The 23,676-nt window shown below is 66.1% G+C and carries 20 protein-coding genes and 1 pseudogene; 4 read left to right on the top strand and 17 right to left on the bottom strand.

All coding sequences use genetic code 11. The features are described from left to right. Positions 1 to 742 precede the first annotated feature (742 nt). The 10 genes from IE185_RS17965 to IE185_RS18010 all read right to left on the bottom strand — a co-directional run bounded on the left by IE185_RS17965 (position 743) and on the right by IE185_RS18010 (position 9,306). A complete protein-coding gene (locus IE185_RS17965) occupies positions 743 to 2,038 on the bottom strand; it encodes a serine hydrolase domain-containing protein (protein WP_138895278.1) in 1,296 nt (431 codons plus the stop codon). Then, a complete protein-coding gene (locus tag IE185_RS17970; protein ID WP_138895279.1) occupies positions 2,035 to 2,946 on the bottom strand; it encodes an aKG-HExxH-type peptide beta-hydroxylase in 912 nt (303 codons plus the stop codon). The genes IE185_RS17965 and IE185_RS17970 overlap by 4 nt, the downstream gene beginning before the upstream one ends. A gap of 108 nt (positions 2,947 to 3,054) precedes the next feature. Next, positions 3,055 to 3,201, bottom strand: coding sequence for a hypothetical protein (locus tag IE185_RS17975; RefSeq protein WP_170198296.1), 147 nt, complete (start codon positions 3,199 to 3,201; stop codon positions 3,055 to 3,057). Positions 3,202 to 3,324: 123 nt separating this feature from the next. Beyond that, the gene (locus tag IE185_RS17980) at positions 3,325 to 4,185 is read right to left on the bottom strand and encodes a protein kinase domain-containing protein (protein ID WP_229843572.1); all 861 of its coding nucleotides are present in this window, start codon (positions 4,183 to 4,185) and stop codon (positions 3,325 to 3,327) included. Next, on the bottom strand, positions 4,182 to 4,829 hold the full coding sequence (locus IE185_RS17985) for a nucleoside/nucleotide kinase family protein (protein WP_229843586.1): 648 nt from the start codon (positions 4,827 to 4,829) through the stop codon (positions 4,182 to 4,184). Before IE185_RS17985 ends, IE185_RS17980 begins: the two co-directional genes overlap by 4 nt. 5 nt (positions 4,830 to 4,834) lie before the next feature. Further along, positions 4,835 to 5,485: a hypothetical protein gene (locus IE185_RS17990; protein WP_229843573.1), complete on the bottom strand. Its 651-nt coding sequence runs from the start codon at positions 5,483 to 5,485 to the stop codon at positions 4,835 to 4,837. 80 nt (positions 5,486 to 5,565) lie between these two features. After that, positions 5,566 to 6,198, bottom strand: a complete 633-nt coding sequence (locus IE185_RS17995; RefSeq protein ID WP_138895282.1) for a hypothetical protein — start codon at positions 6,196 to 6,198, stop codon at positions 5,566 to 5,568. Continuing rightward, positions 6,195 to 8,081: a radical SAM/SPASM domain-containing protein gene (locus tag IE185_RS18000; RefSeq protein WP_138895283.1), complete on the bottom strand. Its 1,887-nt coding sequence runs from the start codon at positions 8,079 to 8,081 to the stop codon at positions 6,195 to 6,197. The genes IE185_RS17995 and IE185_RS18000 overlap by 4 nt, the downstream gene beginning before the upstream one ends. Positions 8,082 to 8,119: 38 nt before the next feature. After that, entirely contained in the window at positions 8,120 to 8,554 is a 435-nt protein-coding gene (locus IE185_RS18005; protein ID WP_138895284.1) for an NUDIX hydrolase, read from the bottom strand. 137 nt (positions 8,555 to 8,691) lie between these two features. Next, complete coding sequence (locus tag IE185_RS18010) at positions 8,692 to 9,306, bottom strand: ATP-binding protein (protein ID WP_138895285.1); 615 nt, start codon at positions 9,304 to 9,306, stop codon at positions 8,692 to 8,694. Positions 9,307 to 9,575: 269 nt separating this feature from the next. Here IE185_RS18010 and IE185_RS18015 point away from each other — a divergent pair, with 269 nt between their 5' ends. Continuing rightward, positions 9,576 to 10,943 carry an NsdA family TPR-like regulatory protein gene (locus IE185_RS18015; protein ID WP_138895286.1) on the top strand — a complete coding sequence of 456 codons (1,368 nt, stop codon included), beginning with the start codon at positions 9,576 to 9,578 and terminating at the stop codon, positions 10,941 to 10,943. After that, complete coding sequence (locus tag IE185_RS18020) at positions 10,940 to 11,779, top strand: NAD(P)-dependent oxidoreductase (protein WP_138895287.1); 840 nt, start codon at positions 10,940 to 10,942, stop codon at positions 11,777 to 11,779. Before IE185_RS18015 ends, IE185_RS18020 begins: the two co-directional genes overlap by 4 nt. 232 nt (positions 11,780 to 12,011) lie before the next feature. Here the strand turns inward: IE185_RS18020 and IE185_RS34005 are convergent, their stop codons facing one another. Then, complete coding sequence (locus IE185_RS34005) at positions 12,012 to 12,137, bottom strand: hypothetical protein (protein WP_373303735.1); 126 nt, start codon at positions 12,135 to 12,137, stop codon at positions 12,012 to 12,014. A 376-nt stretch (positions 12,138 to 12,513) separates the two neighbouring features. Between IE185_RS34005 and IE185_RS18030 the strand changes: the two genes are divergently transcribed. Further along, positions 12,514 to 13,686: a caspase family protein gene (locus IE185_RS18030; protein ID WP_138895288.1), complete on the top strand. Its 1,173-nt coding sequence runs from the start codon at positions 12,514 to 12,516 to the stop codon at positions 13,684 to 13,686. Between the two features lie 2,090 nt (positions 13,687 to 15,776). Here IE185_RS18030 and IE185_RS33185 read toward each other — a convergent pair. Further along, a complete protein-coding gene (locus IE185_RS33185) occupies positions 15,777 to 15,956 on the bottom strand; it encodes a hypothetical protein (protein ID WP_229843592.1) in 180 nt (59 codons plus the stop codon). On the opposite strand from IE185_RS33185, the pseudogene IE185_RS18035 reads away from it, so the two are divergent. Beyond that, positions 15,897 to 16,781 (top strand): annotated as a pseudogene (locus IE185_RS18035) (ISAs1 family transposase); the annotation flags it as partial. The gene IE185_RS33185 and the pseudogene IE185_RS18035 overlap by 60 nt on opposite strands. A 254-nt stretch (positions 16,782 to 17,035) precedes the next feature. Here IE185_RS18035 and IE185_RS18040 read toward each other — a convergent pair. The 5 genes from IE185_RS18040 to IE185_RS18060 form a co-directional block, all read right to left on the bottom strand. Then, positions 17,036 to 18,442: a DUF6177 family protein gene (locus IE185_RS18040; RefSeq protein ID WP_189715514.1), complete on the bottom strand. Its 1,407-nt coding sequence runs from the start codon at positions 18,440 to 18,442 to the stop codon at positions 17,036 to 17,038. A 213-nt stretch (positions 18,443 to 18,655) separates the two neighbouring features. After that, a complete protein-coding gene (locus IE185_RS18045) occupies positions 18,656 to 19,669 on the bottom strand; it encodes a hypothetical protein (RefSeq protein ID WP_138898389.1) in 1,014 nt (337 codons plus the stop codon). Next, entirely contained in the window at positions 19,666 to 21,960 is a 2,295-nt protein-coding gene (locus IE185_RS18050) for a hypothetical protein (RefSeq protein ID WP_138898388.1), read from the bottom strand. Before IE185_RS18050 ends, IE185_RS18045 begins: the two co-directional genes overlap by 4 nt. Further along, positions 21,957 to 22,508 (bottom strand): DUF6507 family protein, encoded by a 552-nt coding sequence (locus tag IE185_RS18055; RefSeq protein ID WP_268246669.1) that lies wholly within the window; start codon positions 22,506 to 22,508, stop codon positions 21,957 to 21,959. Before IE185_RS18055 ends, IE185_RS18050 begins: the two co-directional genes overlap by 4 nt. A 15-nt stretch (positions 22,509 to 22,523) precedes the next feature. After that, positions 22,524 to 23,393 carry a GNAT family N-acetyltransferase gene (locus tag IE185_RS18060; protein WP_308432778.1) on the bottom strand — a complete coding sequence of 290 codons (870 nt, stop codon included), beginning with the start codon at positions 23,391 to 23,393 and terminating at the stop codon, positions 22,524 to 22,526. Positions 23,394 to 23,676 lie beyond the last annotated feature (283 nt).

A 23,676-nucleotide genomic window follows, 5' to 3' on the forward strand; every position in this document is an offset into this window, starting at 1 on the left:
CCCACTACACCTGAACAGCGGAAACGCACCCGTCACTCTCGGAAAGACAACAGCTTCTGAGAACAAGCGCAACGTCGGGCGCACTGAGCTTCCTCGTCTCCTTGCAACAGGTAGAGCCCACGAATGGGTGTGCCAGAAGGATCACCGTATGCTGGCGATCTCTGGTCGGATTCTGCGTTGTGCGGATTGACTGGCACGGCACACACAGGGCACGGAGCGGTCAGCACCCGGCTCTGCGCGGCACTGAGCCCTAACCGGTTCGGGCACGCAGGAATCGGCTGCGGGCTCGGTGGCGGCCTCTGCGGGGTCGCCCGTATTCGTCCTTTGCAGTGTGAGTCGAGTACGGGCCGGTGCGGTGCGGTGCGTCGCTGAGGTGGACAGATCGCCATACCCGCTCGTGGAGTTCGGCGATGCAGGGGCTGCACGCGAACATTGGGGCCTGCATGCCCGCGACGCTCGCCGGTCCTATCCATAAGACGCGTGTCCAGCGTTGGCCGCAGTACAGCCAGCAGATGCCGTCTACCCACGGGTTCCGGTCATCGGTCTGGGCGGGCGCGGGTAGGCCCCCACGCGCGAACTCAGCGATCCCAGGAATCACCATTCGATCAAGCACCGAGAGTTTCTCCAGTTCGATTCCGACCGGTCGAAGGTGGTCAGGTCGTCGAGGTAGGCCAGCACCTATGTGCACCGCGCTTTGGCCCCGGACGGCGCTCTGCGCTGGATGCGGCCTCGTGGTCGCTAATTACCGGCGGACGTATGTGAGACCGGGGGCCCGGTCGAGGTCGAGGGTGAAGCGGTCCGCTATGCCCGTGGCGCTGGTCAGAGTGAGCGTGTAGCCGCTGCCCGTGTACGCAGTCGGGCCTACTTGGGTGAGCTGGTCCCTGGTACCTCGGCGCCACAGGTGGAGGGTGCCGGCGCTGCGGGTGAGCCGCAGGCTTCCGGGCGCTTGCTCGCAGGTGTAGGTGCCGAGCTCGATGTGCGGGCTCTGGGCGCTGGATGCGTCCTGGGTACGGACGACAGCCTTGGGCTCTCGTCGTATGGCCGCTACACGAGGGACGAGGTCCCTCGGCTCCAAGTCGGGGTCTTCCTGCAGTTCCCGCAGGAGTGCGGCGGTGATCTGGTCGGCAGCGATGTCGGCGTTGTTGGATAGGCAGATCACTCGCAGTCCCGTGGCGTCCAGGTGGGTCGCTGCGGAGAAGCCCTGTTCGTGGCCGAAGTGGAAGACGGCAGTTCGTCCCGGGCGGCTGTCGGCGTAAAGGCCGGGCCCGTAGAGGTAGGGCGGGTGGTCGCTGGGCTGGTAGGCGAGGGTTTTTTGTCCGGGGAGTTGATGTTCGTGCTGCCACTCTTTGTGGAGGTGCAGGAGCCAGCGGTCAAGGTCGTCGGCGGTGGTCCACAGGGTTCCGGGCCCGGGCAGGGTGACCGGCGTTTCGGTGTGCTGCCAGTCGTGAGGGGTGGCTTGGTAGGCGGCTGCGGCGCCGGGGATGACGTGGCGGGGGTCGGCCTTGAAGTGGGTGTTGTTCATGCCGAGCGGGTCGAACAGGTGGCGCCGGGCGAGGTCGGCCAGTGTGGTGGGGTGGACCGTTTCAAGGATCTCCGCGAGGAGGAGGTAGTTGGTGTTGCTGTAGAGGAAGTCGCCCTTGGGAACGGCGCGCTGGTGTTGGCGGTAGGCGAGGGTTCGCAGGTCGTCGGCGGTGTAGTGGTCGAGGTCGCGGAAGCCGGTGAGCGAGAGCAGGGACTCGGCGTCGCGGATGCCCGATTGATGGGTGACGAGGTCCGCGACGGTGACGTCGCTGATCTTCAACCTGGGCAGCAGGTCCGCGGCCTTCTGGCTGAGTTGCAAGAGGTTGGCTCGGGTGGCGAGCAGGACCAGGTGGGCAGTGATCTGTTTGGCGACGGATCCGGTGTTGAAGGCCGTGTCCGGTCCGATGGCTAGGCCGTGTTCGAGGTTAGCCAGGCCGGTGTGCCGGAGGGCGGGGTCTTCTCCGGGCCGGTGCACCAGCAGGGTCCAGCCCGGCGTGTGGTGGCGGTCGGCGTTCACAGGGCGAGCGCCTGCTGGTGCACCGCGGCCAGGCGGAGGCGGAGGCCCTGGTCGCTGATCAGCTCAAGGGCATGGGTGTGGGCGTCGGCGGTTTGGGCGAGGTGGCTCCGCTGCTGGTCGAGGTAGGCGGCGAGGAATCGGTGCAGGTCACCGGTGGCGCCTTTCAGCGCTTGGGCGGCGTACAGCATGGTGAGGGGGAAGGCCCAGCAGGCGTGGAGGAAGCCGAAGGCGGGCCTCATCGTCTTCTTCCACGGGGAGTGGAAGTGCGCCTGGTCGTCGATCTTGCAGCCGGTGGCGGCGAGGGCGTCGTTGAGCCAGTTGTGGCCGGCCTCGTGGATGAGGTCACGGGCCAGGACAACCGGGTCCCCGACGTGGTCCATGAAGACGGTGCCGGGCAGGCGCGTGATGGTCCAGCTGTCGAGGGTGTCGGCGAGGCTCTTGGTGCGCAGCAGACACAGGACAACGGCGTGCGCGGCGAGCAGATCGCCGAAGCCCGCGTCCGTGGCGGCGGTATACGCGACGGCCGCGAGGTCGCGCAGGGCTGGCGGGGCGGGCTCGGTGCTAGGACCGAGCACGTAATAGGGGGTCTCGGAGATCGGAGATCGGGGCAAGGCGGTGAGGTCGGGGCTGATGACGACCCGAGCTCCGACGGCGGTAGGCGTGAAGTTGGTGGCGGCGTCCGCGTCGGGGTGGTCGGTGTACCAGTCGAAGGCGGTGTTGTTGTTGGCGCGGGCGGCGGCTTCGGCTCCTTCGAGGGCGTGATGGGCCAGGCAATAGTGAGCGGCCGGGTTCATGCCGGTGTGAGGCGGCCGTGTGTCGGGGCGGATGACCGCGAGGAGGCGACGAGTGCGGTCGTGGTGGAGGCGGGTGATCGGCGGGAAGTCGAAGAGGGCGCCGAGGGTGTCCATGAAAGGGCTCCTGTTCGCGTTGAGCCTGGGGCCGGGTCGCGGGTGCTCGCGGCCCGGCCCCAGGTGTGTTCACCGGCGGCGATCAGAGCGCCGGGCGGCTGTGGGTGTTCAGGCGACGGTGGTGGTCTCCGCCTCGGCGGCCGGCCAGCCCTCGGCCGAGACGCTGGAGGTGTGGGCGGTGGTACGGACGGACTCGTCCTCGCCGCGCAGGTCCTCGACGTCGGCGAGGAAGTCAGCGATGCGGTCGCTGGTCATAAGTGGTTCCGCCTTTCGGACTCGATGGCTTCGGCTGTTGCTCTGCGCTCTGGTGCTTGGTTCTGAGGTTGGGGCGGTGATCTCGCCCTGGCCATGTATGAACCTCTCTCGGGTCAGTGGGCGCTAACCAGCGCTGGCGGCGGTACGGAGGGCGTCGCGTAGGTCGTCCATACGGGGGCGGTCGGCAGCCTGGCCGGAGAGCGCGCTGGCGACGAGTGTCCGCAACGGATCGGGAATCACAGTGAGGTTCTTGTGACCGCCGAGGCGCGGGATGTCCGCGCACAGATAGCGGTAGATCAGGACGCCGAGGCTGAAGACGTCGGCGGCCGGAGTGGCTTCGTTGTAGCCGGTCAGGTACTCGGGCGGCCAGTGGACCTCAGGCTCACGGTGGTCGGGCCCGCGTGGGGTGGTGAGTCGACGGGCGGCCCCCAGGTCGGTGATCAGGCCCCGGCCCTGGTCGATGAGGATGTTCTCCTGGTAGACGTCGCGGTGGACGATGCCGCGCTGGTGGAGGCTTCCCAAGCCGTCTGCGACGTCGGCGAGGATGTTCAGGCCCTTGCTGGTGTCCTTCGAAGAGGCCATGAAGGAGCGAAAGTTTCCGCCGTCGCAGTGCGGCATGGTGTACCAGTCGAACCGCTCTGAGCTGCCTTGTTCCAGTAAGGGGACGACGTGGTCGGATCCGCCGGCGGCGGCGGTGAGGTCCGCTTCGTGGCGGAAGTCTTCGCGGGTGAGGGCCCGTTCCGCCTCGGTCATCTGCGCGTACCAGTAGAAGCCGTACGCGGCGGACCGCTCGGTGGGATCCAGTTCGCTCAGGACGTGATTGCTGCCGAAGCCGGCCTTCAGGACGACGTCGTCTTGGCCTGGGCGGCTGGCCTTGATGAGGGTGCTGGCGCGGGTGAAGGCGAGGAGGGCACTGACGTGCCAGCCATCCGTGCGGAGCTGGTCGAGGACCCATGCTGCTGGATGCATCGGGTGCAGGCTCATCGGCTCACTTCTGTGGTCGGGTACGCGGGGCCACTGGCCGGGCGGAGGTGGTCCATGCAGGCAGTGGCCAAGGTGTCGAGGTCCTTGCGGGTTGTGCAGGGGTGGTGCAGCACCGGCAGGCCGGTGGTCTTGGTCCAGGCGTCGGCGGCCTGGCGGTAGAGATCGGCCAGTCGGGTGGCGGCCTTGGGGTGCTCGGTGAAGCGTCGGGCGGTCGCCCGTCTGGTGATGCGGGCGTGACAGATGTCGGGCTCGGTGGTCAGCAGGACGGTCAGCTGCGGGCGGGCCCGCTCGTCTTCGGCAAGGCGTTTGACGTACTCGTCGACGGGCTGCTGGTGGAGCAGAGCGAGCAGGCACGCGGTGGAGAGAGTGAGCCGGTCGGCGAGGACGGGTCCTTGAGAGAGGGCGGGCGCGAGGTTGAAGCGGGAGTGGAGGGCCAGGTCCTGGCAGGCGGCCTCTATGGCCTCGTCGGGGTCGCCCGCATGTCCGGCCCGCAGGCGGACCAGGGTGCGGGTGGCGGGGTGGGAGAGCCAGGAGAACTGGCCGATGTGGCTGAGGGGGATGCCTTCGGCCTGGGCATCTGCCAGAAGCCGGTCTCGGAGGGTGCTCTTTCCAGCGCCGGCTATACCTTCCAGAGCCAGCAGCATGGGGGTCACGCCTCTACGGTGGGTTCGGCGACCAACCAGCTGATGAACTTGGCAACCCTCCCGGTCGTGACTGGAAGGGTGCCGTGGGCGAGCTGGGAGCCGTACAGCAGGGCGGTCCCGGGAGCCGGGGCGACGCTCCAGCGGGTGCGGGGCATCTGCTGGAACCAGGGCGCTGAGTTGTCGGCTCCGTCGTGGGCCAGCCACATGCCCTCCGCGTAGCCGTTCACGGCGGGGTTTGGTGTCTGGCCGTTCCACAGGCGGTCGCTGGAGGAGGTCTCGACATAGAAGTCGCCTCCGGTGTTGGCCTGGGTGATGACGACGCTGATGCCGGCGATCTGGCGGGGCCAGGCGAGTGGGTCGGGGGCGATGCCGTCGAGGTGGCTGGTGATGTGCTGGCCCACCCCGTATTCCACGTAGGTCCAGGGGCGGCACAGGGTGATGGAGGGCATGACGCGGGACAGGGCCGGGCGGGCGCGCTCGAAGGCGTCGCCCAGGAGCTTTTCGGCGGCCTCAGGGATGGCGGGAATCTCGATGCGTCCGGCGGGCTCGTAGATGGCCATGGCCTGCTCGCAGGAGTGGCCGGGGACCTCGTGGATGGAGGTGCGGCGATCACCGCCGAAACGGGCGGTGTCCTCGGTAACGAGGAACTCGTTCATGAGGGATGCGAGTTGCGACCGCTCATCGGTGCTGAGGAAATTTTCTATGCTGCCGACGCCGACGGTCTCGGCTATGTGGATCACTTCGTGGTCCCCCTTTGCTGGAGCACGCGGTGGATGTCGTTCAGGTCCGTGCAGTGGTTGAGCCAGCTGACGACCGGCCTGCTGGTCGCGGCCAGCGGGTTCTGCCACAGCGCGAGGAGTTCTCCTGTTAGCGGCAGTTCGTCGCTGGCGGGCAGCGGGCCGGTGTCAGCTGCCTCGGTTTTGGACAGGGCGGGGCAGTAGGTGTCGTACTGCCGGGCGAAGACGCGGGCGAGGCGTGTGGCGGCCGTGGTGCGGCTTGCATGCCTGAGCCGGTCGGTGGGCGGGGGCCGGTGGTAGGCGCGGTGCTCGGTGATCGTCCACGCATGGGAGATGGCTGCGCCCGAGTCGGCGACCCGACAGGTCGCGCAGCAGTGGCGGTCGGACTTGGGGCAGGGCAGCAGGTGTCCGCCGAGCGTGCGGGCGATTTCATCGAGGACTGTCCACGCGGTGCCGTGCAGCATCGTGCCGACGTTCGGCTGCCCGGGCCCTGTGGTGTTCTCGTGGTTGCAGCATGGCTTGCCCGTGCCGGGCGGTTCGGTCGCGGCGAGGGCGGGTTCGATGAATAGCGCATGGAAATAGGCGATGCGTCCCAGTAACTGGTGGACGGTGACCTCGTCGCCGGGCTTCACAGCAGTACCGTTTCTGCCACTGTGGCCGGTGTCGGAAGCGGGCAGGCGCACGTGGTGCCCGTGTCTGGGTGCTCGGCGGTAAGGGCTGCGGTCAGGGTGGCCGTGGCCGTGGCCAGGTTGGTGAAGTAGGTGTCCCATCCCTGGCCCGGGGCAGGATCCAGGGTCAGGTCGAGTACCGGGAACCTGGCGCCGGAGCGCTCGCAGGTGAGTTCCGAGCGGCCGACCCTGACCTCGATACCAACGGGCAGGAAGGGGCTCGCGGCAGTGGCAGCCCGGCACAGAGCTGCGGCCGTGCGGGCGTACTCCTCGCGGTCGCGGGCGAGGAGGCCGACACGCAGGCCAGCAGGGGGCAAGTCCAAGCCGGTGTACTGGTGGCCCTGGCAGCTGTCGTAGGTGATCAGCCCCCAGGCGCGGGTGAGGGTGTCGACCAGCGGCCAGACGCCCGGCTCGATAGCTGACCGCCACATGGGGTGGGCGGGGTCGAGGTCGTCGGCCTCGTGGACGCCGGCGAGGCCGACGGTGTTGATGTTGCCGTGCTCGCTGGTGTGCAGCCGCACCTCCCTGCGCCCGGCGGCCGGGCTGTCCCAGCGGGTGACGAAGGCGTTCAGGTCACGCATGCTGTTGGGGGTCCGCGGGCGCCAGCGCAGACTTTGACACCAGGCACCGGCGGGGTGCGCGGGCTGGGCGAGGAGAGCCGCGATGCCGTCGATCATCCGCATCCGGTAGTCGCAGTAGGCGTCGTGATCGTCGGCTGGGTCCATGCGCCAGCGGGTGGCAATGCAGCCACCGTTGCACGTGTCGCGATAGCCGCAGGTCGTGCACTTGTCCATCAGCGCCTTGCCCTGGTTCAGCAGGAGGGAGCCCTGCTGGGCGGCGATCACCTCGCGCTGGTCGTTGGCTGTTTCGAGCTGGGTCAGGCGGGCCTGGGGCCAGGGCAGTTCGTCGCAACTGCCGAGGCGGCCATCGGGGTAAAGGGTGAAGACGTGGTCGCACTTGAGATCGGAGAAGTGGCAGAAGCTCGTCTGCAGTCCCTGTAACCGCCGGATCGTGGAGACGGCTGGTTCGAGCTTGATGCGGGCGAAGTGTCCGGCGGTGATCCAGTGGGCGGTGGCGGCGAGGACGAACTGTGCGTACTCGTCGGGGTGGACCGCCCAGGCGGGGCCGTCGGTGCCGTTCACGGCGGTCTGCTGGAGTAAGCGGCTGGCTGTCTTGCGTCGTCCTGGCAGGGCGGTGGAGCGGCGGATCGTGGAGTCGAAGCAGGGAACGAAGCTGATCGCGTTGACGGAACCGAAGCCGGCGAGATGGTCCAGGACTTCCTCGGCGCGGCCCAGCACCGCCGGGGTCACCGCGGCGATTACGCCAACGCTGCGGCCCCGTTCGGCCAGGAGACTCAGGGACGCGGCGACGCGCGGGTAGACGGGTTTTCCGTCGTAGCCGACCCGCCAGGCGTTGCCCTGGGCGTCTCCGTCAAGGGAGATGCCAATGTGGAGGTCCGGGCAGAGGTCGTCGAACATGTCGAGCCAGTTCGCGTCGAGCAGGACACCATTGGTCTGCAGGGTGACGCGGATGACCTTGGGCAGGTCGGCCAGCTCCGTGAGGATCTCGGCGATGTGGTCGCGGCCTGCGGTCAGCGGCTCGCCACCATGGAGTTCGACGGCGAGCGGCCGGCCCCTGAAGAGGTTGGCCAGGCGCCTGATCTGGTCGGCGCCCACCCGTGCCCCTCCGGGAGCCTCTTTGCGCTTCTCGTAGCAGTAGAGGCAGTCGATGTCGCACGTCTCGCCGCGTGTCTTGACGATGACCGACACCGCGGTGCCGGTGTCGTCGACGTCCAGGCCCCGGTAGAGCCCCTCAATCGGATGGCGCTGTTCTGTGCTGAGGTACATCGGCTGCCTCTCCTATGCTGCCGTGACCGGACAGGTGGCTAGTCGGACAGGCGCCCCAGCAGGGCGCCCTGTCCAGACTGGAGAATGTGCGCGGCCTCCAGCGGGATCCAGAAGCACTCGAAATGAGTGGGCTCCTGCTCGCCGTCGTGGTCCTCCTGGCTCATCCACCGCTCGGGAGTCGGCTCGGTCAGCTCGAGATGGAAGACGTGCCGGTGCTGGATCTCGAACCGGTACGGGCTGATGTCGTACTCGGTCTCGCCGAGCTTGCGCACGATCTTGAAGTCCGACAGGCCCGTTTCCTCGCGGGCCTCGCGCAGAGCGGCTGCCTCCGGCGTCTCGGCGGGGCGAATGCTGCCCGCCGGCACCTGGATGCCGACCTCCTCGTAGGTGTAGTCGGTATGGCGGAACACCAGCAGCCGCCCGTCGCGTACGACGTAGACGAGCACCTTTTCCTTCGTGACCTTTTCAGGCACAACAACCTCCACTTGGTTGGGAATGGGCAGAGCCGTGGCCCTCGCCCTGTGCGGGCATGTCCGAGGCCGATCGTGCTGGGTGTGGGGCCTCGGGGAAGCGCACGAGTCTAGGCCCCCAACTGCGTGTCAAATCGGCACTATTCAGTCGATGAGTTGGCTTGTTGGCGTTCCTTGTGCCGCCCGGCCCGCCACTCGGTTACTGCCCGATACCCCTCCGTTGCCTGCGTGCGCGGGGAGGGCTGCCGCACCGACGGTGAACGAGACCTCCGTGCCGCCTTGGTCTCCGGTCTCCTCGGCGAGCAGGAGATCAGGTGCAGTCCTCTGCGGCTGTCCCGGTCCGCCCTCTGCTCCACGGCACCGCTCGGCACGTCGAACTCGGCCCAGCAGCGTTTGCCAGTCCGGGTGAGATCGGTTCCATGGCGGTCGGCGAGTGCCGAAACGAGCTGCAGCCCCCGCCCGGACTCGGCATTCACATCCACAGGGCCGGCCTCCGGCTGAGCCTTCGCGGTGTCGTGCACTTCGACGACCAGCGCAGCACCCTTTCGGTGGACGCCGACCGTGATCGGGCCCGACGTGGCATGCAGCACGGCATTGGCGACCAGTTCAGCGGCGACCAGCTCGATTCCGTCCAGTTCGTCCTCGCCGAGCTGTATGTCCCAGGCACGAACGGCGGCCACGACGCGGTGTCGTGCCTCCTGGGCGGCGGCTGCCGTTTGGGCGACGGGGAATGCGAGCTGGTGGTGCGCTGCCATGAGCGGGCCTCCTGAGCTGCCTGGCTTTGCGTGCCCACGGCTGGGGACGTGATCTCGAAGGGTCTGCGTGTTGCCGTGGCGAAGACCCGCAGTGTGCTCCAGCGTTCGCGCCTGAACGAGGCCCTAAGCAATGACTAACGTGGTCCCTTCGTGCCTAACCGATGTCTATTCGCCGTGCGTCCGCGATTTCTTCCCAACGGATCTGCACGGGAGCGCAGTTGCTGTCTAGCGTGGTAGTCAGAGGAAGGCGCCGGCGCGAGGGAGCGGCTGTGGAGCAATCGGGACCGACCCTCTTCCAGACCCTGATCAATCAGCGGGGCTGGCAGGACTACCAAATCTTCAAGACGCGCTACGAACAAGCGGCCAAGCAGTTAGCGGAGTTGGAAGGCCCTCGCTCGATCTCGACCGCGACGATCGAGAAGCGGCAGTTCTTCCGATACGCGCATGGGGAGGTGCGCACCCCGCAGACGGTCGCTCGTCGCGTCCTGGAGTTCATGTTCCCGGGCATCCCGGCCGTCCGTCTCCTCGGGCCTGCGTCGACCGGACCAGGGCCTTCGCCGCTTCATCCAGCGGCTGACGGGGGCCAAGCAGGGGATCCGTCCGAGTACGGCCTTGAAGACGTGGTCATGGCGGCGGCCAACGAGTCGGCGCAGTTCGCGGCCAAGGCAGAGAGCAGCAATGTGGGACCGCACACGCTGGAGCAGCTGGAAGCTGACATCCGCCGCATCGTCGTTTCGTACCCCAACCGGCCCGTCGGGCCCCTCTTCCGCGAAGTACGCACCCTGCGTGACCACGCTTTTGAACTCCTCGAAGGGCGGCAGCCACCGCAGTACACCTGTGACCTCTACGTAGGCGCCGGCGTCCTGTGCGGCGTACTGGCGAACGCCAGCTTCGACCTGGGCCGCTACGGGGCAGCCGAGACGCAGGCCCGCACGGCTTTCCTGTTCGGCGAACTGGCCGGGCATAACGGCCTGCGTTCGTGGGTGCGCGGGCTTCAGGCCCTGATCTCGTACTGGGACGGTCGTCCGGCCGACGCTGTCCGCCTGGCCGAAGCCGGAAGCGTTTTTACACCGGAGTCCGGCACGGCTCAGGTCCGGCTGGAGAGCATCAAGGCACGCGCGTACGGCCAGCTGAACCGGGGCAGCGACGCCCTGGCCGCCCTCAGCGCCGCTGACCGTCTGCGTGAACGTCTTGCCGAAGGTGACGAACTACCCGGCGGGATGATGGCCTTCCCCGTCGAGAAGCAGCTCTTCTACGCCAGCAGTACCCACCTCTGGCTCGCTGGTAGCCAGCATCTCAGCGACGCCGAGTCCCGTGCCGACGAAGCGGTGGAGATGTTCCAGGCGGCACCGCCGGGACAGCAACGGCTGGGGGAGATGTCCCTGGCCCGCATGGACCTGGCCATGGCCCGGCTGGGCCGAGGCGACATTGACGGCGCCGCGGCGCAGATCCACGCCGTCCTCGGCGTCAACGCTCGACGCCGTACCGAAAGCGTGGACCGCCGGATCGGTCACTTCAGTCGTCAGCTCGCGCTGCACCCAGGAGCGGGGTCGCCTTCCGCGATCGGACTCCGTGAGTCGATCATTGCTCATCAGGAACGCATACCCGCCCAGCTCCCTCCCGGAGGCAGCCAGTGACCACCGTTACCCTCTTGCACCCCGGCTCCATGGGAGCCGCCGTCGCGGCCCAGGCGGTCGAGGCAGGCCACGAGGTGCTTTGCGTGTCGGATGGCCGCAGCGAGGCGACGCGGCGCCGGGCGATGGAAGCCGGCGCTACCGCATGCGACTCTCTCGGCGAGGCGCTGGAGAGAAGTGACGTCGTCCTGTCGGTCTGCCCGCCGCAGGCCGCGGAGGACGTGGCGGAGAGCGTCGCCGAGCGTGCCTTCAGCGGGGTGTACGTCGATGCCAACGCGATCAACCCGCAGCGGATGCAGCACATCGCCGAGCAGATTCGGCCCGGGGGCACCATCCTCGACGGAGCGATCTTCGGGCCGCCACCCGGCGGTCAGCGGAGTGCGCGTCTCTACCTCGCCGGCGACAGCCACTCCGCCGACTTGGTGGGCAGCCTGTTCAAGGACACTTGCCTGCACGTCCGCCGTGCGAGCGGCAACATTGGATCCGCCTCCGCCTTGAAAATGGCCTTCGCCAGCTACCAAAAGGCTGCCCGAACGCTCGCCGGAGTCGCTCACGCACTCGCTGACGCGCATGGCGTCGGCGACCAGCTCACCGCGGAGGCCGAGATCATGGCGTCCAACATCCTGTCCGACCCCGCCTACCTGCCCAGCGTGGCGGCACGGGCCTGGCGCTGGGCCCCCGAGATGCAGGACATCGCCGAGACGTTGCGTGCGGCCGGGCTCCCGGCGGACATGGCCGACGCTGCGGTCGCGGTCATGTCCCGCTGGGAGGGGGACAAGGACCAGTCCGACCTGGAGGTCGCTGACGTCCTGGCCCATCTGCGGAGGCAGGGCGCCTGAGCGGCGGGCAGTATCGGTTCTTCTCACCGTTGCTACGGGCAGCCGCTGAAGGATCTGCCTGGTATACGGCTGTGGGTGACCGGTCGGCTCAGGGCCGCCGAGGAGCGCAGAATGCGCTTATGAAACCGGGCATGACTGCGACCGACGGTGTGAGACGGGCGAGTGCTGTCCCAGTTTCGCCGTTGGCAATCGGCCAGGGCTTCGGCGTAGTCAACGGGCGTCCGGTTTATGATCACTTGAGCCCGAGCAGGGCGAGCGGGCGGTCCGCGTTGCGGGCGTTGTGTCGCAGAGCGGCGGCGATGTTGGTCGCGCCGGCCAGCCGCAGGGCGCCGATGGCGAGGTTGCGCCAGGTGGCCATCGCCCGGGGTGCGTTGCCGGTTCGCAGCTGCGAGACGTCTTCGGCGAACGTTGTGTCTCTGACGTGGTGCAGGGCGGTCTTCCAGGCAGGTCACGGGGCGTCGAGAACTCCATGATCTTGGAAGCCGTGCCTGTTCCGCTCTCCCTGGCCGATCAACCTGGCAGACCGTCATGAATCGGATGCCCGGCGACTACGCCGAAGCCCTGTCCCGAGATGCACTTCGTTAACTTCCGACGCACTCTGGTATGGAGCCCTGCCAGGGCGGACGATGTACCTATTTTACCTCCAGTAGGAGTTTGTGCGTCTCGCATCATCCGACGCTCCCCGGTCCCCCTATCTCGTGAACCCTGCGCTAGGGACCAAGAGGTGATCAACCGTGTGCGAACACGAGGATGACGTGCTGTTCGTCCACAAGTGCCCGACCCGCGAGGAGGGGAACCGTGCAGGAATCCATGCCCTGGTGATCGGCGTAAGCAGCTACCCCCCACTTCGGCGCAGCAGATTGCACATTCCGTATCCCGCCAAGTTCAAGAACATCGAAGGGGCCGCTGCAGGCGCCTCTCATTTCGCACAGCTCCTCGACGGTGGATTTCATGAACCCACTGGAATCCCAATACGGACTGTCCGCCTGTTCCTGTCGCCGACACAAGCAGAGTTGGATCGTATCGAGGTACCCAGAGCGCTTTGGCAGGAGGCCACCTACGACAATATCAAAAATGCACTCGATAGCTGGTACTTCGATTGCGACAACAACACCGATAATGTCGCACTAATGTACGTTGCCGGTCACGGTATTGTTACAACTGGTCACGTACCATTCGCATTCCTCGGTGGCGTAAATGAGGAATTTGACCCATGCCGCCAAACGATAAATTTGACGGTGATCTCTGAGGCGATGCTATACAACAAGGCGCACGCTAACATCTACATCTTTGACTGCTGCGCAGGAGATGAGTTCCCTGCAGAGTGCTCGCGAGGTCACGGCTTGACGTTGCCGCTACCTAACGCAGGGGGTGAGGAATTTCGTAAATACACTCTCGAAATCATGGCGGCCAAGGTTGGAACATCTGCCTTCGCGATTGACGCAGTGGATGGAACGCTGCTCTCTTGGGCCCTTCTACCTTTGTTGCGGACGGCAGGAGATCTACTCGACGGATTCTTCACAATCACTCGCGATCGCTTGGATGATCGACTCCTGCCTGCGATGCAATCCCATCCGTTCGCCCCTCCGATGGGTGGACAAGAGCCACGCATACGGGGGGAAAAACCTTCCGGTATCAACCGCCCCAAGCCGCCACCCACATTTCCTGCACTGTTCAAGCTGAAGGAACCCTGCGCAGTAGAGTTCACCATATACGAGGAAAAGACTGGTGTGGCGATACTGGAAGATAGCATGAACACTCAGGGCGAGAAAGAAATTAACCTACCGGCCGGCAGTTACAAGGTGGACGCAAGAATTCACAGCGGCACCACTATAGAGCGATTTAGATTCCCTCTCAGTCTGGACCGCCCGAGCTCGGTCGACGTGTTGGCGGGGGAAGTCCAATGACTACGCTGAGTTTCCAATGGCTCGGGCCAAAAGACCTCCTTGCGCGATTCTCCTGCGCTCCAGTATGGATCATGTCGGACGAGGCCGAGCTACTGCTTGCCCCAGGAGAAAGAATTGAGATAGCCAAGGGCGCCAAGATCGTTGCGGAAGTTCCAGGCTATGAAAGATCCGAGCAGGAAGTGCAAATCCTCGACGAGCGGCCCATGACGGTATCTCTGAATATCGCAGACCTCGCCCCTCGGCCCCAGCGCGCCCAAACTCCAGGAAAGGAAAACGAAGGGGATAGCAGCGTGGCAATCGACGTCCGGCCGTGGAATCCGCTAGCAGCTACGATCCCTCAAGGATCTGCGGATATTCGTTTGGCAAAGGCTGTAGGCTGCGTCTTCACAATTTGCCGCACAGCTGGGGAGATAATACCTCTCAGCCTCAGTGTCGCCAGTAAATCTACCCCTCGCCGTCAGCTCGCAGTTCCTCCGGCCGTCAATTCGGCCAGCTACAGGATCAACTGGTATCAGTCACACGCTTCTGTCGCGCGGCCCCGTCTGGAACCAGAAGACCCAGAAGGCTGGCTACTCATGGAATACCTCCTCTCTGGAAAGTACGCAGCAGCAGCTGCTGCGGCTCGTGCTGTGGAGCTCTCCAGAGGCGCACGCTCGTGTCTTAGTTGGTCTGCAGAGTCCTACACGCAACTACTAATTGGCCACGCCTACGCGCTGGGAGGGGACAGTCGCCGACTAATGGCATGGTGTCGCCGCACTGCGGCTGCTCGGCTTCTGGGTACCGATGGACTCATTTTGGCGGCAGAGGCGGCTTGGAAGATGTCTGATAGGCGGGCATCTTTGAAGTATCTAACGAGGGCCGCAAATCTTCCGCCTGCAACCATCACGTTCAGTGTCGAACTGGGACTTCGGCTGGCATCCATCCAACTTAGTGAAGTACTCGCTGGAGAGGAATGTCGTGATGCTGCAGTACCTGCGCATGACACCCTCATCCGACTTCGAAACGACTGCCTGACCATACTCACTCATGCTGACGCCGATTCCGCGACGATCTCACTACCTCAAACTTCCATCACCAGTCCCGACCTGTCCGGAGTTTCTGTATTCCGCCGAGGGCTCTGGCGCCTCACCTACGGCATTTCACGCTGGAGCTATGACTATGTCCTGAGATCTACACGTACAGGAGCCGACCACCATTTCCAACTGGGAGGAACTATGGCTGCGTCAACGACGACACCGGAACAGGGAGGAAGCGAGAGCGTGTCTACGAGCTCGCTCCAAGGTCCAGCGCTATGGGTAGCCATATCCGCCGTTGTTGCATGGCTCGCTCTGTCCATCTATCTGCTGACACGAGCCGGGTCGGCGGAGCTTGAATGGACTCGCACCGTATGGGTGTTCGCCTCCGTAGAGGCGATCGCGTTCGCGGCTGCAGGCGCTCTATTTGGCACTGCTGTGCAGCGTAGCCATGTAGCGCAGGCAGAGAAGCGAGCGCAATCGGCGGAACAGGTGGCAGACCAGAACCGTGACGAGGCAAATAAGGGGAGGGCCCTAGCGGCAGCCATGCAGGCAGATGCCACTGAGGATCAAACAGTCGGGAGGCTGACGCCTATGGGGCCCCAGGACGAATCATCCGCGGAACATGGCACACGCCGACGTCATGCACAGATGGCTCGCAGCCTCTTTGGTGACCTGGTGCCACCAATCTCATGACGTCGTAAGAAGCGACCGCAGTCCTGGTCGTACCCCGCAGGGCCGGCTGGCCGCCACTGTTCGCATGTGAGAGGCGCGTGTTCCCTCTCCGCCTCCCACTCAATGCGCCGGTTTCTACTGTTCAGAAGCCATCCCCTGGGGGCAAACGCGATGCCCTCCGGAGGCACGTGAGTCTGGCCCACAGGGCCGTGCACGGTTTCACCCTCACCATGGCCAGCTATGAGGGCGAGGAGCCCAGGGCTTCGGCGTAGTCGCCGGGCATCCGATTCATGACGGTCTGCCAGGTTGATCGGCCAGGGAGAGCGGAACAGGCACGGCTTCCAAGATCATGGAGTTCTCGACGCCCCGTGACCTGCCTGGAAGACCGTGCCTGCCGAAGCATCATCGCTGGTCCCGTCTGCCCTTGACCAACTCCGCGAGCATCCAGAGGTCGCGCCGGAAGAAGTGCCCGGGCTGCTGGACCGCCTCGCCCAGGTGCCTGATCCTCGTGATCCCCGTGGAGTGCGCCACGCTCTGGTCGGCGTCCTTGCCCTGGCCGCCTGCGCGGTGCTGGCGGGGCAACGTCGCTGCTGGCGGTCGGCGAATGGATCGCCGACGCTCCGCCCCACGTGCTGGAACACGTCGGCGTGCGGCTCGACCCCCAGTTCCCCAAACGGCCCCTACCTGAGGAAACGACGGTTCGACGACTGCTGGCCCGGATCGACGGCGACGCACTTGGCGGTCGGCCGCTGGCTCGCCGACCGCCGCAACCGAGCCGAGGGCCGACTGCGTGGCTTGGCGGTCGACGGCAAGAGCCTTCGAGGAGCGGCCAGGGCAAACGGCCGCAAGATCCACCTGCTCGCAGCCCTGGACCACACCACCGGCCTGGTCCAGGCCCAGCTGGACGTGCAGGGAAAGACGAACGAAATCACCTGCTTCCAGCCGTTGCTGGAGACCATGGCCGACCTGGCCGGGGTGGTCGTCACCAGCGACGCCATGCACACCCAACGCGAGTACGCCGACTACCTCCTCGGCCGCGAAGCCCACTACATCGTGATCGTGAAAGGCAACCAGAAGAAACTCCGGAAGCAGCTCAAATCCCTTCCGTGGACAGAGATCCCGCTGCAGGGCCGCGTGAGGGGCACCGGCCACGGACGCGCGGAGATCCGACGGATCAAGGTGGCCACGGTCAACAGTCTGCTCTTCCCCGGAGCCCGGCAGGCCGTCCAGATCAAGCGCCGCCGCACCGACCGTAAGACCGGCAAGACCACTATCAAGACCGTCCACGCCGTCACCAGCCTCACCGCTGAGCAAGCCGACCCCACTCAGCTGGCGACCCTGGTCCGTGATCACTGGCAGATCGAGGCCCTGCACCACGTCAGAGACACAACGTTCGCCGAAGACGTCTCGCAGCTGCGAACCGGCAACGCACCCCGGGCGATGGCCACCTGGCGCAACCTCGCCATCGGCGCCCTGCGGCTGGCCGGCGCGACCAACATCGCCGCCGCTCTGCGACACAACGCCCGCAACGCGGACCGCCCGCTCGCCCTGCTCGGTCTCAAGTGATCATAAACCGGACGCCCGTTGACTACGCCGAAGCCCTGGGCAATCGGCCCGGTTTTTGCGACACCTGTCCGTGCCGGGCGGGCTGAGCCGGAATTTCACTGGTGGCTTTTCAGGTGGTTGTTGAGGTCCTGGAGGCGTTGCCAGGCGGTGGGGTCGGTGCCGTTGCCGAGGGTGTAGTGCAGGGCGGAGCGCGTCGCGGGGCCGAGGCGCGTCGGGCGCGGGTGGTGGAAGGTTTCGGCGTGGGTGCGGCCGACGGTGTGTACGGCGTCGGCGCCGAGGGTGAAGGAGAGCGGGACCGGGGGCGGCTCGTGGTGGGGCGGGGTGGTCAGGTCGGCGCGGGCGGGGCGCAGGTGCGTGAGCATTGAGGTGAGGTTGTGCCGGGTGGCGAGGGTCTCGGCCAGCACGGGAAGGGTGTCGAGGGGCGGGGGCCGGTTGGGGGTGTGTCCGACGGCGAGGGTGATGTGTTCCTCAACTCCGGCCGGGGTGTGGATGATGCGGCAGGTGGCGATCGCCGGGTTGTCGGGGGTTCCGACGGCGACCAGCCAGGTGGGGGCGGCCTTCTTGGCACGGGTGCGGGCCAGTTCGGTGAGCTGTCTCGGTGACCAGGGCTGGTTGACGGGCTCGGCGGTCGACCATCCGGCGGGTGGGGTGCCGGTGAGGGTCTGCCAGGCGGCTTCCAGAGCGCCGCCGAGGAGGAGGTGTTCGACGGCGGGGTGGGTGGTGCGGATGGAGAGGTGAAGCTGCTGTTCGTCTTGGCCGCCGGCGCCGGAGTGGAACGTGTCCGCGATCGGAGTGCGGCCGTCCGACGTGAGGGCTGGGGTGAAGCGGCCTTCGTGCCAGTGGAGTACGGCACCGGTGAGACCGTCGTAGTAGCCGCAGTCGGGGCCCCGGACGATCCAGCGGGCCGGGACCTTGGTCAGCAGGGTGCGGACGGGCAGGGTCAGCCGTGTGCCGGGCGGGGTGACGATCTGCACTTCGCGTCCAGACGGGATGCAGGTTTGTATCAAATCGGTGAGCCAGGTGGTTGCGGCGACAACAGGACGGTCCTGGAGGATCACGGCAGCCTGGGGCGTGAGCACGTCGACGGCAAGCGGGCTGTCGACGGGGCTGCCACCGTCCGCGGAGGGCACGGCAATGATGTTGGTGTGCGCGGCGTCGGCGGGCCAGGTGGACCCGCCCAGCAACGCGGTCAGCCGCCCGGCTACCGATCCGGCCAGCCGCTCGGCTTCCGCGACCGCCGTGGTCGCCCTCACCTCGGTCCACCACACCGGCGCCTCGGCTCCCGCCCCCGCACCGAGCAACCGGCATATCTCACCCGGCACTTGCACGAACAACGGAACCTCGACCGTCACGACGGAACGCCCGTCCTGCGTACGCAGATGGACGACAGCCCCCTCGGCGCTGCTGCTCACCCGAAGATCGGGACCACCGGCGTACAGTCCGGCAAGCACGCTGCGGGCATCCGGCATCTCCGGGGTGAGAGCAATGACGTCCTGAGTCACGAAAATCCTTCAGCGGTGGTCGACTGCCGTCAGCGTCAGAGGGAGTCGGCTTTGGTCGAATCAGAGCCTGCTTGTGAGATCGGGCCCCAAGCCGTCGTCGTACGCATCCGGCGTTGCCAGCCCTTCAGGCGTGGCGGTGCCGAAGTAGGTGGCTCGCCCGGTTCGGGGGTACGCCGAGCATCGCGCTCACTGCTTTGGCCATCCGGCGGGTGGTCACTCGCGTCCCGAGAGTTCCTGCAGATCCTCCAGTGAGGAGGCTTCTCGCAGTGAGGCGGACACGATGGTCCCGGCGTGTGAGTCGCCGGGCCACGCTGACAGGTCACGCAACGCCTGGGACGGAGAAAGTCCGCGCTTCTTTGCCTCGCTCAGGCGTGCCAGCCATGAGGGTCCGGTGTCGAGCGCCTCATCGCCAGCAGGGGTACGCGGCTCGTATCCTGCGGCGTCGTCGCTGTCAGCTGCCCACAGGTAACCGACAACGCGACCGCTGACAGCCACTTCAAGAAACTCGACGGGCGAGTCGGTCTCCATTCCGAATGACGCCGCGCTCCGTGGAAGCTTCGCCTGCATCTGCTCAGTTCGGCGAGGGACCTCAAACATGTACCAGGAATCCAGCAGGTCCGGGTCTTCGTCTGGAAGGTCTTCGAAACCGTCCTCGGTTGGGATTCCGTACGACGTGGGGTCCGAGGGAATGGTCTCAGCCTCGGTCAGCTGCTCGATCGCAGCGAGAGCGGACTTAAGGCGTGGGGCATTTTCCTCCTGCACCTCGGGTTGCTTGTGGCCGCGTAGGTCGTGGGACATCCAGGCATCGGAAAACGTGTGAAGTGTCAGAGTTCTCGCACCGCTCGCCCACGCGTCAACAGAGATCGTGAAGAGCTTTTCGACGTGACGCGGCTGGCCCGCTCGGAGGCAGGCGCCAGGCGTTGAGAGGTCGATCGTCACCACGCCAACACGATCCCAGTCGAGAGTCGGCAGGTTGCTGAAGAACTGATCCCCGGAGAGAGCGCTCTGTAGGTCTACGTGCACTCTCTTCAGGCTGAGCAGGACGGTGTCATCATCCTTGGCTCGGACGGTGAGGTCGGCGCGCGCGTTGCCTTCGGCGAGGCCGCGCGCGCGCAGGACCATCCAGACATTGAGAACTCCTTGTGTGCACCGTTTCGCAAGGTCATCGTCGGAGATCTGCGTCTTGGTCTCCCAGGACCAGCTTCCGACAGGGGTCGTCGTAATCACAGAACACCTCCTGGGTCGACCTTGGAGCCCGGCGGGATAATGATCGTACCGTCGTCGAGCCGGAGTACGAACAGGATGCCACGCCCCTTCTCACTCTTGAACGGGTGCTCTCCTCTATGTACTTGCAGGAGTTCTTCCGGAATCCCTCGGGCTTCCCACTCGGCGACTGATCCCTGGCCGTCGATGAGCATGACTTTATGGTCGGCAACGGACTTTGACAATTGCCCGAGGTTGTCCGGCTTGGCGATCGAGTCGAATGGGTTCTTGGGATTGTTGAGCCGCTTCATCTGGTAGCCGAAGCTGCTTCCTGCATCATCTGTCACCCGCACATCGATGTCCGCCTTGATCGCAGGATTCTTGACTTCGAACTCGATGTGGCGCAGGCCGCTTCTATAGAACTGGTCGCCGAGCCGGAGCTGGTCCACGGCCCGAGGAAATTGATCTGGGCGACCGGAACCCAACATGGAGACGGTGTCCCTAAATCCGGGGGACTGGGACAGATGGCCGGAACTAATAATGTCAGCGATTTCACGCCCCGAAGTGGACTCCCCCAGCCTTTCAACGATCTTCTCGATCACTTTGGGCTTCATAGTGTTTTTGGGAATGCTACGGATTCCCTCACGTAGCTGGTGCTCGGCATCGCCCCCTCGCTCCATGGGGCCTGAGGGCGTAGGGCCAGGCTTCTCACCGCCGCCGTGGCCGTCATCGGCATGCCCGGTGCCATCGCCGCCATCCGCAGAGGGTGTGGCGTCTGCATGCGCCGAAGAGCCGGAACTCGGGGTATCGGCCCCGTGCCCGCCACCGGAAGGTGACCCTGCCCCGGTTTCGCGGCGCCCGTGCTGGTCACCTACGCCCGCGTGACCGCTGTGGGTCGAGGGGCTGTCGTGAGAACCAGCCCCGCTGGACACATCATGGCTAGCGTTGGGTGGCAGGTTGTCGCCCGTATGCCCGGTGGCTTCGGGTGCACGCGCGCCCGCGCCGACCAGTTCGTGCCGACGGGGAGCCTCACTCGAAGGCGTGCGGGCAGCGGCGGCCGGTTCGCGGGGAGCCGGCGTGGTGTCGGGCACACCCTTCCTGCCGGGCGTGAACTGGCCGTCTTCGACGCGGAGCTGCGAGCCGTCAGGGAACTCGATGAAACTGTGCGTCCTGCCCGCGGTTGCGGTGGCGGCGCGGACCCCTGCGGTGAGGTCGGCGACCCTGGGCAGGGTGCGAGCGGCGACGCCGACCGTCTTGGCTGCCGCGCCGATCGGGTCCAGGACCTCGCCCACCTTGGCCAAAGTGCCGGCCACGCGGGAAGCCGCGCCCGCCTTGCCGGCCGCCGAGCCGACCTTCGAGGCCGCCCCCAATGGTCCGGCGCCCAGGGTGAGACCGTTGAAGATGATCGTGCCCACTGCCTTGCCGGAGTTGGTGCCCCAGTCGTCCCAGGCGACGAACGACTTGCCGAACTCCTTGGCGTGCGGCTTGCTGTCGTCCATGAGCTTTTTCATGAACGGCGAGAGGTCCTTGCGATCGCCGTGCGGGTCGAGGAGGTAGCCCTCAGCGCCGACGATCACCCGGAACAGTCCCTCGCGGGCGGCGCCTCCCTCCTCGCCGGTACTGAAGAGATCGATCAGTCCCTCGACCGAGCCGGCAGCGTTGTCCCACACGCTGATCCCCACCTGCTCCAGGTGGTAGTCGATCCCGAACGGCAGCATCTCGTGGTGCTCCGGACTGCCCCACGGAAGGGAATCTGCCTGGGCCAGCTGCTCGGCGCTGAAGCCGTAAGGGTTGTTCTGCTTGGGGCTGCCGTCGTTGATGTGCCACTGGGTGCCGTCCACCAACGCGGTGATCTTGTCGGCGCAGGTTACCTCTGCCTGCTGGAACGCTGCGGTTGCCGCGTTCACCCCGTCCCAGATCGCCTGGTGCTCGGCAACCTTGTCCTCGTCCTTCCGCCAGCTCTCGAACGGGCCCTCGTCGTCCTTGACCGACTCCACGAACGCCGCCGCCCGCCAGCGCAGCGTCTCCAGCTGCTTGATGAGCCCGGCGACTTCGACCGCGTACGTCTCCAGCGCCCCGGCCACCGTCTCCAGCCGGCCGGCGAAGGTGCCGGACGTCTCCTGCACCGCCTGCGTGGTGGCAAGCAGCTGTCCCGCCTCAGGAGCCTTGTACGAGGCGTTCAGGTGCTGGAAGCGAGTGTGGACATCGCTGCCGCCCTCGCTGATCGCATTCGCAGCCCGCCGCAGAGCGGTGACCTGCCGCTGCAGCTCGACCAGGTCACCGGTGAAGGTGGGTATCTTCTCCGGACTGATCACCTCTCGCCCGCCCGCCTGCGGGCCGCCTCCAGAAACGCCGTCACGTCAGGCGCCAGCGTCGCCTGCCGCTGGGCGTTCCACGCCTGCTCCAGACTCCCGGCGAGGTACGCATTGGTCGCCTCGATGGCGCCGTTCGCCGAGTTACTGGCACGCAGCGGCAAGAACGCCACGTCCGTCTCCGTCCCCTCGACGAACTGCCCCAACGCCACCCCCACCAGCCCGGTCGCCCGGCCACCGCCTCCGGCGCCCTCTGCACCGAACGCAAGCGTGCCCGCCGACTCCATCGCCCCCTGAACACTTGCCCCGTACAGCCGAATCCCGGCGCTCATACCATCCGCAGCCTCTCTCACCTGAGAGATCACCGACTGCACCCCCGCAGGCGCGATGTCCCACCCCGTCACAGCAACCCCCGTGCATGTCTTGGCAGATACATTCCTGCGGCCGGGCTCAGTATCGCTCAGAGCTCTGACAACAGGATCTTCATGAGTATCAGCCCGCTGGTTGCAGCAGCAATGCTCTTCCGGCCAAAGTACGTGTCGACCTGGCATAACGACGCCTTCGCGCTACGCATGCTCCTGCCGTCGCCCCGTGTGTTCCTCAGCCCCGAGTTCGAGGAGCATGAGGACTTCATCGCGATCGTCACCAGGCCCGAGCCGCAGAGCTCCCGGCCAGCGCCCGATTTCTTTCCAGCCGAGCCGTTCATAGAGGGTCTCCAGTCCAACGCCGGCGCGTGCTGCCAGGTGCAGCTGCTCAAGCTCCATCTGGTCACGAGCGACGGCGTGGGCCTTCTTCATCAGGGCGACGCCGATGCCCTGGCCGCGCCTGTCGGTGCGGGTCTGAACGTGGTGGAGCGTTCCCCAGTGGGCGATGAGCGCGAAGGCGTCTCGGCGTATGTTGAGCCAGCCCACCAGGTCGTCGCCGTCAAGGGCCATGAGGATGCGGCAGGTTTGAGGGGCGAGATTTCCGAGGATGGCGTCGAGGGCGGGGGCGGCGTCCCGTTGGTCGATGGGCGGGAAGGGAAAGCCGGCCGCGCCACCTGCGTTGGAGACGTCGATCCAGCAGTCGATGAGGGCCTGTCGCCGATCCGGGTTGACGTCACGTGTGGTGGTCGCCTGAGCGAAGCGGAGCGAGTCGGAGGGCATACGGCGAGGGTGCCAGCAGGCACTGACAGCGGGCAGTCGCCCGTACGGCGACGGTGCCAGCAGACGGGCGGCCCAGGTGATCACCGCGATGACCACCGAGGCCGTCATTGCCTGGCTCGACGCCGGGCGCCCGGACCTGGCCGCTGAACTGCGAATCTCAGCAGGACGCCATAAATGGCCGCGATATGCGATCAGCTCCAAAAATGTGGCGTTCACCTTGAGAACCGACACCTTTCCCTGGCTGCGCAGTTCGCCGGTGTCCGTTGTCAGCGTAGCCAGCCGCTTTGCCATCCAACCCAGTCGAATAGCGGTGATCCCTCGGTGTCCCTGCAATGGACGCCGAGGCCATGCCGTTACGCGTGAGCTCTCTCGGATGGGACACTGGTTCACATGAAAGAGGTGCGCTGCGAGCGATGCGACAACATCATTGGCATGGGGTGCGCCTGCCCTCCTGATGGCAGCGTGCCCAAGGCACACCCGGAGGAGAGGCGTGTTCGACAGGAGTGGCGGCGGTTCCCCGGCAACGCCATCTTGATCAAACAGAATGGTAAGGCGCACGTTCCAGGCGCCTGCG

Source organism: Streptomyces chryseus, assembly GCF_014650755.1.
Taxonomy (GTDB): Bacteria; Actinomycetota; Actinomycetes; order Streptomycetales; family Streptomycetaceae; genus Streptomyces; species Streptomyces chryseus.